The following is a 12,988-nucleotide window of genomic DNA, read 5'->3' on the forward strand; positions in this document are numbered from 1 at the left end:
TTACTCTTATTCGACAGCGTCAGACGGTGCGGTGGCCAGAGGCAGGGCGACCGCCATAGGTTGTCCCATCCGGACTTTGCTTTCGGCCTCAAGGCTTTCTGCCAGCCTGACACGGCCAGGCGCAAACAGGTTAATCACGGTCGAGCCCAGCTTGAAGCGGCCCATTTCCTGGCCTTTAAGCAGAACAACGGCACCATCGTGGTCGGCGGCCGGATAGTGCCAGCGTTTGATAATGCCTTCGCGTGGTGGCGTGACCGTGCCAGCCCAAACGGTTTCAATGCTCCCGACGATAGTCGCGCCCACCAGGATCTGTACCATCGGTCCCATATCGGTCTCGAAGTAACAAATGACCCGTTCGTTACGGGCAAACAGGTTAGGGATGTTGCGTGCGGTCAGAGGATTCACTGAGTAAAGATCGCCTGGCACGTAAATCATTTCACGCAGGATGCCGTTGCACGGCATATGGACGCGGTGATAATCACGCGGTGCCAGATACGTCGTGATAAATTCACCCTCACGAAACAACGCGGCCAGTTGCTCGTTCCCTGCCAGCAGCGCGTCGATCGTATAGTAGTGGCCTTTTGCCTGGAAAATCTGGTCGCCTTCAATATGCCCAAGTTGACTGATGGCACCGTCCGCAGGCAGCGCAATCAGGCTCGCATCCGGATCCACAGGGCGCGCCTCATCCTTTAACGGGCGGACGAAGAAATCGTTGAAGGTGCGGTAACTGGCGGTATCCGGTTTACGTGCTTCAGTCATATCGACTTTATAAAACCAGACGAAGCCGTCAATCACCAGCTTAGTCAGCCAGCCGCCGCGACGGCTTGCGCCCCAGCCAGCAAGTTCAGTCAGCCATTTTTTGGGGAGAATGTGGTTCAAGCCAAGTTTAAAACGATCAAACACCCTAGCCTCCTGGCTATCTTTTATAACATTGACAAAATGGGGGCGGATTGTAGCAGCGCCCCGGTCAGATGGCGACTACGCTGTTACTGGCCTTAATCTTCACTCTCAGCAAAGTTTTTCCGGACTTTCACCTGCGCCATACTGTCCAGAATGCGGTGATAGTTGTCAAAGCGGGATGCGTCGATTTTTCCTTGCTCAACGGCTTCACGGATGGCACAGCCAGGGTCCGAGCCATGTTTGCAGTCACGGAACTTGCATTCGCCTAAAAACTCACGGAATTCGACAAATCCCCGGGTGATTTGTTCCGGCTCCAGATGCCATAAACCGAACTCACGAACGCCGGGCGAATCGATCACATCGCCGCCGTCGGGGAAATGATAAAGCCGGGATGCTGTCGTCGTATGCTGACCCAGACCCGACACGTCGGACACGTCATTGGTCAGAATGGCCGTATCTTCCTGTTGATCAAAACCGAGCAGGGCATTCAACAGGCTCGACTTGCCGACGCCGGACTGTCCCGCAAAGATACTTATCCGGTCAATCAATGCCGCCTGCAATTCACTCAGACCGGCTTTCTCATGGCTGGAGACCATTAAGACCCGATAACCAATCTTGCGATAGATCGCCATTTGCTCATCGACAAACGCGCGGGCTTTATCATCCAGCAGGTCGATTTTATTGAGCACCAGCAGCGGCTCGATATCCAGCGTTTCACTGGCGACCAGATAGCGGTCAATTATGTTCAGGGAGAGCTCGGGCAAAATGGCCGACACGATAATAATCTGATCGATGTTCGCGGCAATAGGTTTAACGCCGTCGTAAAAATCAGGACGTGTCAGTACGCTGGTGCGCTCATGCACCGCTTCAACAATGCCTTTGCCGCCGTTGAGGGCAGGGCGCCAGACCACACGATCGCCCGTCACCAGTGAACGAATCGTCCTGCGAATATTGCAGCGATGCGTAATGCCCGCACTGTCTTCGACATCGGCATGCATGCCAAATCGGCTGACCACAATGCCCTCAGCATCTTCACCAAATAAATTATCGTCCGCTTCCGGGCGCGTTTTGCGCTGATTTAAACGACGATCGTGGTTAGCGCTTACGCGGCGTTGTTGACCTTTCGACAGTTTATTTTTACTCACTCACCCTCACCGGTTTAGCTGGATTTCGCCACAGGGGCAAAACGTCTATGATACACCTTATTGATGACGAATGACGACTCAGCAACCACAGGTAATAGCATGGCCACTGGAAACGAAAATAATTTAATCTGGATTGATTTGGAAATGACCGGGCTCGATCCGGAACGCGATCGTATCATTGAGATTGCCACTCTGGTGACTGATGCCAATCTGAATATTCTGGCGGAGGGGCCGGTGATGGCGGTTCATCAGTCTGATGAACAACTGAGCCTGATGGATGACTGGAACGTCCGTACTCATACTAACAGTGGACTGGTTGCGCGCGTTAAGGCCAGCCAGACAGATGACCGTGCTGCTGAAAAGGCAACGATCGAATTTCTGAAACAGTGGGTGCCAGCCAATACCTCGCCGATCTGCGGCAACAGTATCGGCCAGGATCGCCGTTTTTTGTTTAAGTACATGCCGGAGCTGGAAGCCTACTTCCATTATCGCTATCTGGATGTCAGCACACTGAAAGAACTGGCTCGCCGCTGGAAGCCAGACATCCTGCCAGGCTTCAAAAAGACGGGTTCGCACCAGGCACTGGACGATATTCGTGAGTCTGTTGCCGAGCTTGCTTATTACCGTCAACACTTTTTGCAGCTTTAACCAGCAAAGGGTGCACAGGAAATCGCCATGTTGCTGCAATAATCAGCAAACGCGTTAAAAGCGCAAAATTTTGTTGTCAGCATCTTGCAGCAGCAGCGATTTCTCGTATAATGCGCACCCCGTACCGGTGAAGAATTTATGACGGTACAAGGCGCGGGAATAGCTCAGTTGGTAGAGCACGACCTTGCCAAGGTCGGGGTCGCGAGTTCGAGTCTCGTTTCCCGCTCCAAAATGTGTTTTGCAGTGCCCTTCTATGCGGGAATAGCTCAGTTGGTAGAGCACGACCTTGCCAAGGTCGGGGTCGCGAGTTCGAGTCTCGTTTCCCGCTCCAAAATGTGTTTTGCAGTGCCCTTCTATGCGGGAATAGCTCAGTTGGTAGAGCACGACCTTGCCAAGGTCGGGGTCGCGAGTTCGAGTCTCGTTTCCCGCTCCAGATTTATCGTCACGTTTTTGTTAACAGCCTGTCAGGCTGGCAGCAGTATCAACGACAATTCAGTCCAGTTATCCACAGCCGTTATCGCGTTGTCTGTGCCGTTTTCGCCCTTCTGAAATTTTGTTTTAAACAGAGTTATCCACAGGTTTGTGAATTAAGCCAGACGGTAGACGCATTTGCAAAATAACACAAATTTTATTTAAATTGCTGATTTTTAATGAAATAATAATATTTCATTATGTTATTCTTTTCTGTCAGTTGTGTTATTACGATTGAATGACAACGCGTTTTTATTTTTATTCACAGGATGTGGAAATCCGCGCCTTCTGGACAGTTGCGCAATCAGGCATCACGTGGTAATCCCTTTTCAATGATTCTCACCAGCCGTTTTTGCTGCGCGGGTTGAACATCGATCGCCAGCGCTTTTCGCTTATGTAACTGCTGCGTGATGGCCCACTCAATATGTTCGTCCAGCAGATCGCTTTCGCCACGTCGTTGCTTAAGGACGCTAAGGATCTCTGTATGCCAGGGGGCATTGCCCAGCGCGACGGCAATATTACGGGACCAGCGCTGATAACCAATGCGCCGAATAGGGGACCCTTCAGTAATGCGCAGGAATTTAGCTTCATCCCACTGAAACAGCGCGGTTAACTCTGGGGCATGCAGCGCGGCGCGGGGCGAAAAATCGGCTTCGTCAGTCAACTGCCCATAGCGATTCCAAGGGCAAATCAACTGGCAGTCGTCACAGCCATAAATCCGGTTTCCCATGAGCGGCCGAAACTCCTCCGGTATAGCTCCTTCGAGTTCGATCGTCAGGTAGGAAATGCAACGTCGCGCATCGACGGTATAGGGCTCAACAATCGCGCCCGTCGGGCAAATGGTCATGCAGGCAACGCAGCGCCCACACTGTTCTTCCTGCGGTGTATCGATGGGAAGGGGCAGATCGATCAGCAGTTCACCCAGAAAAAACCACGAACCGGCTTCACGATTCAGAATCAGTGAATGTTTACCGGTCCAGCCCAGTCCGGCTTTCGCCGCCAGCGGGCGTTCAAGCAGCGGCGCAGAATCCACAAACGGGCGAAACTGGCTTTCGCCACAGTGCATCTGGATCATTTCTCCAAGCTTTTTCAGGCGATTGCGCAATACTTTGTGGTAATCGCGGCCCAGCGCGTAACGGCTGACATAACCCAACTGTGGGTTTTTCAGCGTGCTGGCAAACGCGGCTTTCGCGGGCAAGTAGTTCATGCGAACGCTGATCACCCTCAGCGTGCCGGGTAGCAGTTCATGCGGACGTGCGCGCATCATTCCATGGCGGGCCATCCATTCCATTTCGCCATGGTACTGCTTATCCAGCCAGGCTTGCAGGCGCGGTTCTTCTGCGCTGAGATCGGTATCGGTAATACCGACCTGCTGAAAGCCCAGATCGCGTCCCCACTGCTTAATGTGTTGAGCGAGTTGATCAAGATCCAGAGGGTATGACATGACTAACCAGAATCCGAAGAGAAACCGCGGCAGTTTACCACACTCTGTCTGGCCTGCGCAGGCGCTGAAACAACTTGAGCGCGAGGGGGCAGATGCGCTGGGCATTACGCTCTACGAGCTGATGTTACGTGCAGGTCAGGCGGTATATGAACATATTATGGCGCACTGGCCAGAAGCTCAGCACTGGCTGGTGTTGTGCGGTCACGGCAACAACGGAGGCGATGGCTACGTTGTTGCCCGGTTGGCTCAGGCTGCAGGTAAACAGGTGACGTTGCTGGCGTGCGATGGCAGTAAACCTTTACCCGACGAAGCGCGTACTGCGCGAGACGGATGGCTTGAATCGGGCGGCGAAATTCACGCGCCCGACGCCGCCTGGCCTGAAAACGTCGACGTGATCGTAGACGCGTTGTTAGGCACTGGCGTTTCACGGGCGCCGGTTGAGCCTTTATCCACCCTGATTGCACAGATCAATGAGCATAGCGCGCCGGTCGTGGCCATCGATATGCCATCCGGCCTGTCGGCAGAAAACGGCACGACGCCGGGTGAGGCGACAGAAGCCACGCATACGGTGAGCGTGATCGCGTTAAAACCCGGACAGCTCACCGGTAAAGCACGGGATTGTGTCGGACAACTTTATTTCGCCGGTCTGGGTTTACACGACTTTCTGGCAGCACAGCAGCCCCCCATGGCCCGATACGATGCACACAGTTTACGCCAGTGGCTTAAGCCGCGTAAGGCGACCTCCCATAAAGGTGATCAGGGCCGCCTGCTGATTATTGGTGGGGACAGTGGAACCGCGGGCGCTATTCGGATGTCTGCGGAAGCAGCGCTACGCACCGGTAGCGGCTTGGTGCGAGTACTTACTCACAAGGATAATATTGCGCCCATTCTTACCGCGCGCCCGGAAGTGATGGTGGACGAGCTGTCGGATACGCGCCTGGATGACGGCATCGCCTGGGCGGATGTCATTGCGATTGGACCGGGGCTGGGACAGCGTGAATGGGGCCAGAATGCACTGGAGAAGGTTAAAAGCGCTGAAAAGCCGATGCTTTGGGATGCTGATGCGCTTAACTTGCTGGCAATAAAGGCAGAGAAACGTCAGAATCGCATTATAACGCCGCATCCAGGCGAAGCGGCTCGCTTGCTGGGTGTTAAAACCAGCGAAATTGAAAGTGACCGCTTACATGCTGCACAGGAACTGGTGAAACGCTATGGTGGTGTCGTGGTCTTAAAAGGCGCCGGCACCATTATTGCCAGTGAAAGTGGTCAGATGGCTTTTGCCGATGTGGGTAATGCAGGAATGGCATCGGGTGGTATGGGTGATGTGCTCACCGGTATTATTGCCTCGTTGATGGGACAAAAATTGGCGCTGTTTGATGCTGCCTGCGCAGGTTGTGTCGCTCACGGTGCTGCCGCTGATAAGCGAGCGGCACTATGGGGCACGCGCGGTATGCTGGCATCAGACTTATTTGATCTGCTGTGGCAGTTTGTTAATCCAGAGATGAATCAAGAAGCATGAAGAGCTGTGTTATACCTTTGCCCACTGAGGCGGCAACACTCGACCTGGGTGCTCAACTGGCGCATGCCTGTGGCAAGGCGGCGGTTATCTATCTTTACGGCGACCTCGGTGCGGGAAAAACCACATTCAGCCGCGGTTTCTTACAGGCATCCGGCCACGTGGGCAATGTGAAAAGTCCGACCTATACGCTGGTTGAGCCGTATGTTCTGGACGGGCGGGCTGTCTATCATTTTGATCTTTATCGCCTTGCCGATCCGGAAGAACTTGAGTTCATGGGGATTCGTGACTACTTCACCAATGACGCGATTTGTCTGGTGGAGTGGCCGCAACAGGGGGCCGGTATTTTGCCTCCCCCGGATATCGCCTTAACGCTGCGTTATGTCAATGAGGCACGCGAGGCCGAACTGGTGGCACATTCCGAACAGGGACAGCGCTGGGTGACGCAGATCGAACAAGGCAGGGCACCGGCATGATGTCATGGATGAAAACAGTTATCGTGGCAGGATTGCTACTGGTTGCGGGTCCGCTATTTGCCGCTAATTTATCGGACATTCAGGTATCAAATGGCGGGAACCAGGCGACAGTAACGCTCAGCTTTTCTGGCCAGCCGGTTTATGCCTATTTTCCCCTACATAATCCCGACCGCGTTGTTCTGGATATCCGTCAAAGTGGCGTGATTAAAGGGCTACCCTTAACGTTTAGCGGCGATAACATCGTAAAGCGCATTCGTACCAGCACGCCAAAAGATAAACAAAGTATCCGGCTGGTTTTTGAGCTAACGCAGTCGGGAAAAACCCGCGCAGTGACACAGCGCAATGGCAGCAATTACAGCGTTGTCTTTACTATTCAGGGTAAGCATCCCGCCGTTACGCGCAGCGCAACTGCTGCCGTGGCAGAATCCCAGCCCACCCGAACGCGACAACGCAATGCCAGCAATCCGTTCAATGCGAATCCGGTCACTACGGTAACCAATACCAACAGCACGGCCGTACCGGGTGGCACGTCCAGCCGCAACGATACGGTGATTGTCGCCATTGATGCGGGACATGGCGGTCAGGATCCCGGCGCAATTGGGCAGCACGGCCTGAAAGAGAAAAACGTCACTATTGCGATTGCGCGTAAATTGAAAGTGCTTTTAAACAATGATCCGATGTTTAAAGGTGTATTGACGCGTGATGGCGACTACTTTATTTCAGTGATGGGCCGGTCAGACGTGGCGCGTAAAGCGAATGCCAACGTGCTGGTCTCTATCCATGCGGATGCTGCCCCCAGCCATGCGGCCACAGGTGCCTCGGTCTGGGTCTTGTCTAACCGTCGTGCAAACAGTGAGATGGCGAACTGGCTGGAGCAAAAAGAGAAACAGTCTGAACTCCTGGGCGGGGCTGGCGATTTACTGGCCAACAGCCAGGCCGATCCTTATCTGAGCCAGGCGGTGCTTGATCTCCAGTTTGGTCACTCGCAGCGCGTCGGATATGACATTGCGGTGAAAGTCATCCAACAGTTGCGCGGTGTGACGTCGTTACACAAACGTTTACCGGAGCATGCCAGCCTTGGCGTGTTGCGTTCGCCGGATATTCCGTCGCTTCTGGTGGAAACCGGATTTATCAGTAATGCCTCGGAGGAGCGACTGCTCGGCAGTAGCGCACACCAGGATAAGATTGCACAGTCAATATATAAAGGACTGCGCGCTTATTTCCTGGCGCACCCGCTACAATCGGTCCCAAAGGAGGAAAACCGGCCGCTGGGCTCGTCGCCAGCGGTCAGCGTAGCCAGTAATCCGGCTACCGGTGAGACGCAGTATACGGGCGCTGTGCAACGGCATACCGTGACACGTGGAGAGACGCTGTCCGGTATTGCAGCAAAATATGGCGTAAGTATGGCAACGTTACGGCAGATGAATACCCTGAAGCGCGATGTCGTCTGGGTGGGACAGCGACTGAAAGTGCCTGCCAGCGCGGTAGCCAGCAGGACAACGCCAGCTGCAACGACTCCCCGTCGCCCGATCCGACATAAGGTGGTTCGTGGTGATTCACTGAGCAGCATCGCCGCCCATTACGGTGTCAGCCCGAAATCGATCCTTCAGGCGAATAACCTGAAATCAACCAACGTGATGTTGGGTCAAAACCTGAAAATCCCTGCATCCTGATTGTGGGCCCGGCCAGCAGGCCGGGCAACCAGCTACAAGGATATCCCGCATGCCAATACAAATTTTACCGCCGCAACTCGCTAACCAGATTGCCGCCGGAGAAGTGGTTGAGCGTCCCGCATCGGTTGTGAAGGAACTGGTGGAAAACAGCCTTGATGCGGGGGCAACGCGAATAGATGTGGATATCGAAAAGGGCGGTGCAAAACTCATCCGCATCCGCGATAACGGCTGTGGTATCGCAAAAGATGAACTCGCGATGGCGCTGGCTCGCCATGCAACCAGCAAAATTGCATCACTGGACGATCTGGAAGCCATTATGAGCCTGGGGTTCCGTGGGGAAGCGCTGGCCAGTATCAGCTCGGTTTCCCGCCTGACGCTGACGTCGCGCACGGCCGAACAAAGCGAAGCCTGGCAGGCGTACGCGGAAGGCCGTGATATGCAGGTGACCCTCAAGCCTGCCGCGCATCCCTGTGGATCGACGCTGGAAGTCCTTGACCTTTTTTACAATACGCCAGCGCGCCGCAAGTTTATGCGTACTGAGAAAACCGAGTTTGGTCATATTGATGAAGTCATCCGTCGCATTGCGCTGGCGCGGTTTGACGTGGCGATTTCTCTGAACCATAACGGCAAGCTGATGCGTCAGTACCGGGCGGTTAACGATGAGCGCCAGCGTGAACGTCGCCTTGGCGCGATTTGTGGCACGACCTTCATGCAGCACGCACTGCGGATTGACTGGCAGCATGACGATTTAGCTCTGCGCGGCTGGGTTGCCGATCCCGCCGGCTCTCGTCAGATCAGCGACATCCAGTACTGTTATGTTAATGGCCGCATGATGCGTGACAAGCTCATTAACCATGCCATCCGGCAGGCGTTTCAGAGCCAGTTGCAGGACGATCAACAGCCCGCCTATGTGCTTTATCTGACGATCGATCCTCACCAGGTCGACGTCAACGTCCACCCGGCAAAACATGAGGTGCGTTTTCATCAGTCACGTCTGGTGCATGATTTTATCTACCAGGGTGTCATGAGCGTCTTGCAGGAAAGTGCGGCGTCCGTTCTGCCAGCCGTACAGGCGGAGGAGCCTGCACCACGCTGGCAACAGGAAAACCGCCAGGCCGCAGGCGGCAATCATTTCAGCCAGCCTGCGGCAACGCCGCGTAACAGTGGTGGCACAACCGGTGGGGCGGGTTGGCAAAGTAAAGAGCCGGGTTATCGCCCGCGTGAAGGCAAGGTTTATCAGCAGTTGCTGGATACCGCAGCCCCTCCTGCCACTGCGGCAAAAGCGCCGGTCTCGCCGCCACGTGAGGCGACGATTACGCCAGCGCCTGTGAAAGCGCATCTGCACAGTTTTGGTCGCGTACTGACGGTGCTGGCGGATCAGTATGCCGTGCTGGAGCAGGACCAGACTTTACTGCTATTAGCCCTGCCCGTGGCGGCGCGGTGGTTAAAACAGGCCCAGTTAGAGCCTCAGGAAGGCGGATTAAAAGCACAACCGCTTTTGATTCCTGTGCGGTTAAAAATCGCCTCGGCAGAGCGCAAGGCGGCACAGGACAATCTCAGTCTGCTTAACCAGATGGGCATTGATTTGCATCCGGAGGGCGACCACATTATCTTGCGCGCCGTGCCTTTACCGTTACGAACACAAAATTTACAAATCTTGATTCCTGAACTGTTAGGCTATCTCGCCCGACAGCAAGAGAACTCTGCGACGCAGCTGGCCCAGTGGCTGGCGCGACGAGAGGATGCAGAGCCTCAGAACTGGAATCACTCCCAGGCGATTACGCTGTTGACGGAGCTGGAAAGGCTTTGTCCACAGCTGCTGAAATCGCCACCTTCAGGCTTGTTGCAAGCCATCGAGATTGAGAGCGCGATAAACGCGTTGAAGCATGAGTGAATTAAACCAGGCTGGCCGGCCAAAGGCGATTTTTTTGATGGGGCCGACAGCGTCAGGCAAAACCGCATTAGCGATTGAGCTGCGTAAACAGTTGCCGGTGGAACTGATCAGCGTAGATTCTGCTCTGATTTATCGAGAGATGAACATCGGTACGGCGAAGCCTTCTGCGGAGGAGCTGGCGCTGGCACCCCATCGTTTGCTGGACATTCGCGATCCTGCTGAGGCCTATTCGGCAGCGGAGTTTCGGCGAGACGCGTTAGCAGAAATGGCGGATATCGTTCAGCATGGACGAATTCCGTTGCTTGTTGGTGGAACTATGCTCTACTTCAAGGCGTTACTTGAAGGATTGTCGCCGCTGCCCTCGGCCGATCCGGATGTCCGCCAAAAAATAGAGCAAATGGCGAGTGAAAAAGGCTGGGAAGCTTTACATCGTCAACTTTGCGAAATTGATCCGGTCGCAGGCAGTCGTATTCATCCGAATGATCCGCAGAGACTTTCGCGAGCACTGGAAGTTTTTTTTATTTCGGGTAAAACTTTAACGGAACTGACTAAAATTTCCGGCGAAGCGCTCCCTTACGATGTTCACCAGTTTGCTATCGCCCCCGCGAGCCGCGAGCTGTTGCATCAACGCATCGCGTTGCGTTTCGACCAGATGTTGGCGTCAGGATTTGAAGCGGAGTCTCGGGCCCTGTTTGCACGAGGTGATTTGCATACGGATATGCCTTCCATTCGTTGTGTCGGCTATCGCCAGATGTGGTCTTATTTAGCGGGCGAGATCGACTACGACGAAATGGTTTATCGGGGAGTTTGCGCAACCCGGCAACTCGCTAAACGGCAGATGACCTGGTTACGTGGCTGGGAGAACATTCACTGGTTAGACAGTGATGAACCTCACTTAGCGCGTGATACAGTACTTCAGGTTGTTAGTGCGAAGCATGGGTGATTGTGTACAATTGGCAAGTTACGTGCGCAAATTTTTACGCAGTTTTTTTCAGAACCACTGTGTTCTACAAGCAACAAACAACAAGCATATAAGGAAAAGATAGAATGGCTAAGGGGCAATCATTACAAGACCCGTTTCTGAACGCACTGCGTCGTGAACGTGTTCCGGTTTCGATCTATTTGGTCAACGGTATCAAGCTGCAAGGTCAGATTGAATCCTTTGATCAGTTCGTTATTTTGTTGAAAAACACGGTAAGTCAGATGGTGTATAAGCATGCCATCTCTACTGTTGTGCCTTCACGTCCGGTTTCTCACCATAGCAACAATACCGGCGGTGGCAGCAACAACAATTACCATCACGGCGGCAGCAATACGTCTGCTCAGTCGCAGCCACAACAAGACGGTGATAACGCAGAGTAAGGCGGCACCGTTTAACCAGGACTGGAAAGCCTCAGGTTTTCCGTCCTGGTCTTTTTATATAAGCGAGGTTATAGCTTGTTTGACCGTTATGATGCCGGTGAGCAGGCCGTACTGGTACACATCTGGTTCTCCCAAGACAAAGAGCTCGAAGATTTACAGGAATTCGAAACCCTGGTTTCTTCTGCTGGCGTTGAAGCACTGCAGGTTGTCACCGGCAGTCGTAAAGCGCCACATCCCAAGTATTTTGTCGGTGAAGGAAAAGCCGTTGAAATTGCCGATGCGGTAAAAACAAGTGGAGCATCGGTCGTCCTTTTCGATCATGCCTTAACGCCCGCTCAGGAACGTAATCTTGAGCGCCTGTGCGAGTGCCGTGTTATCGACCGCACTGGCCTGATTCTTGATATTTTTGCCCAACGTGCACGTACCCATGAGGGGAAATTGCAGGTTGAGCTGGCGCAGTTGCGTCACCTGGCAACACGCCTGGTGAGAGGCTGGACGCACCTTGAACGCCAGAAAGGCGGTATCGGCCTGCGTGGCCCGGGTGAAACGCAGTTAGAAACCGACCGCCGTTTATTGCGTGGCCGTATCAGCCAGATTTTGTCACGTCTGGAACGCGTTGAAAAACAGCGCGAGCAGGGACGACAGGCGCGCGCTAAAGCCGATGTGCCGACTGTCTCGCTGGTGGGTTACACCAACGCCGGCAAGTCTACCCTTTTTAACGCCATCACCTCTGCCAACGTTTATGCCGCGGATCAGCTGTTTGCCACGCTGGATCCCACGCTGCGTCGCCTGAATGTTGCCGATGTCGGTGAAGTTGTGCTGGCCGATACCGTCGGCTTCATCCGCCATCTGCCGCATGATTTAGTGGCCGCATTTAAAGCTACCTTGCAGGAAACCCGCCAGGCCACGTTGCTGATGCATGTGATCGATTCAGCCGACGTGCGGGTCAATGAAAACATAGATGCTGTCAATGAGGTGCTTGAAGAAATCGAAGCCGATGAAATTCCCGCGTTACTGATCATGAATAAGATCGATATGCTGGACGGTTTTGAACCGCGCATTGACCGTGACGAAAATAACCTGCCGGTGCGAGTATGGCTCTCTGCGCAGACGGGGGCGGGGATTCCGCTGTTATGGCAGGCGCTGTCCGAGCGTCTGTCGGGTGAGATAGCCCAGTACGATTTACGTTTGCCACCGGATGCGGGGCGCTTACGCAGCCGTTTCTATCAGTTGCAGGCGATTGAAAAAGAGTGGAACGAAGAGGACGGCAGTGTGGGGTTGCATGTGCGAATGCCGATTGTTGACTGGCACCGCTTATGCAAGCAGGAGCCGTCGCTGACCAGTTATATTGTTTGAGATTGCCAAACCGAACTTACCCTGACGATTTTATGTTGTTGCGCGGCGTTAGTTGACATATTTCCCGACGGCCACTCTCTTCATCGGGTCGGCGAGTCGGGAA

Annotated in this window: 11 protein-coding genes and 3 tRNA genes; 11 read left to right on the forward strand and 3 right to left on the reverse strand. The window is 54.0% G+C overall.

The genetic code is table 11. From position 1 onward, the window contains the following. Positions 1–6 precede the first annotated feature (6 nt). Complete coding sequence (gene asd / locus C1N59_RS02440; RefSeq protein ID WP_033740050.1) at positions 7–903, reverse strand: archaetidylserine decarboxylase; 897 nt, start codon at positions 901–903, stop codon at positions 7–9. 92 nt (positions 904–995) lie between these two features. Further along, entirely contained in the window at positions 996–2,045 is a 1,050-nt protein-coding gene (gene rsgA, locus C1N59_RS02445; RefSeq protein WP_033740048.1) for a small ribosomal subunit biogenesis GTPase RsgA, read from the reverse strand. Between the two features lie 99 nt (positions 2,046–2,144). Here rsgA and orn point away from each other — a divergent pair, with 99 nt between their 5' ends. From orn to C1N59_RS02465, 4 genes are all read left to right on the forward strand, one after another. Next, the gene (gene orn, locus C1N59_RS02450; protein WP_394550254.1) at positions 2,145–2,693 is read left to right on the forward strand and encodes an oligoribonuclease; all 549 of its coding nucleotides are present in this window, start codon (positions 2,145–2,147) and stop codon (positions 2,691–2,693) included. 153 nt (positions 2,694–2,846) lie between these two features. After that, positions 2,847–2,922: transfer RNA gene (locus tag C1N59_RS02455), tRNA-Gly, on the forward strand. 26 nt (positions 2,923–2,948) lie between these two features. Continuing rightward, a tRNA-Gly gene (locus C1N59_RS02460) sits at positions 2,949–3,024 on the forward strand. A 26-nt stretch (positions 3,025–3,050) separates the two neighbouring features. Further along, a tRNA-Gly gene (locus C1N59_RS02465) sits at positions 3,051–3,126 on the forward strand. A 342-nt stretch (positions 3,127–3,468) separates the two neighbouring features. Here C1N59_RS02465 and queG read toward each other — a convergent pair. Next, a complete protein-coding gene (gene queG / locus C1N59_RS02470; RefSeq protein ID WP_394550255.1) occupies positions 3,469–4,608 on the reverse strand; it encodes a tRNA epoxyqueuosine(34) reductase QueG in 1,140 nt (379 codons plus the stop codon). On the opposite strand from queG, the gene nnr reads away from it, so the two are divergent. The 7 genes from nnr to hflX all read left to right on the forward strand — a co-directional run bounded on the left by nnr (position 4,607) and on the right by hflX (position 12,885). After that, positions 4,607–6,127, forward strand: a complete 1,521-nt coding sequence (gene nnr / locus C1N59_RS02475; protein WP_394550256.1) for a bifunctional ADP-dependent NAD(P)H-hydrate dehydratase/NAD(P)H-hydrate epimerase — start codon at positions 4,607–4,609, stop codon at positions 6,125–6,127. The genes queG and nnr overlap by 2 nt on opposite strands. After that, positions 6,124–6,600, forward strand: a complete 477-nt coding sequence (gene tsaE, locus C1N59_RS02480) for a tRNA (adenosine(37)-N6)-threonylcarbamoyltransferase complex ATPase subunit type 1 TsaE (RefSeq protein ID WP_054633013.1) — start codon at positions 6,124–6,126, stop codon at positions 6,598–6,600. Before nnr ends, tsaE begins: the two co-directional genes overlap by 4 nt. Then, the gene (gene amiB, locus C1N59_RS02485) at positions 6,597–8,273 is read left to right on the forward strand and encodes an N-acetylmuramoyl-L-alanine amidase AmiB (RefSeq protein WP_283785746.1); all 1,677 of its coding nucleotides are present in this window, start codon (positions 6,597–6,599) and stop codon (positions 8,271–8,273) included. Before tsaE ends, amiB begins: the two co-directional genes overlap by 4 nt. Before the next feature lie 49 nt (positions 8,274–8,322). Beyond that, entirely contained in the window at positions 8,323–10,167 is a 1,845-nt protein-coding gene (gene mutL / locus C1N59_RS02490) for a DNA mismatch repair endonuclease MutL (RefSeq protein WP_054686971.1), read from the forward strand. Beyond that, positions 10,160–11,110, forward strand: a complete 951-nt coding sequence (gene miaA, locus C1N59_RS02495; protein WP_006120944.1) for a tRNA (adenosine(37)-N6)-dimethylallyltransferase MiaA — start codon at positions 10,160–10,162, stop codon at positions 11,108–11,110. The genes mutL and miaA overlap by 8 nt, the downstream gene beginning before the upstream one ends. Before the next feature lie 104 nt (positions 11,111–11,214). Beyond that, the gene (hfq, locus tag C1N59_RS02500; protein ID WP_033740039.1) at positions 11,215–11,529 is read left to right on the forward strand and encodes an RNA chaperone Hfq; all 315 of its coding nucleotides are present in this window, start codon (positions 11,215–11,217) and stop codon (positions 11,527–11,529) included. A 75-nt stretch (positions 11,530–11,604) separates the two neighbouring features. Continuing rightward, positions 11,605–12,885 carry a ribosome rescue GTPase HflX gene (gene hflX / locus C1N59_RS02505; protein ID WP_054686974.1) on the forward strand — a complete coding sequence of 427 codons (1,281 nt, stop codon included), beginning with the start codon at positions 11,605–11,607 and terminating at the stop codon, positions 12,883–12,885. Positions 12,886–12,988: the final 103 nt, after the last annotated feature.

Source organism: Pantoea sp. SGAir0183, from assembly GCF_043545505.1.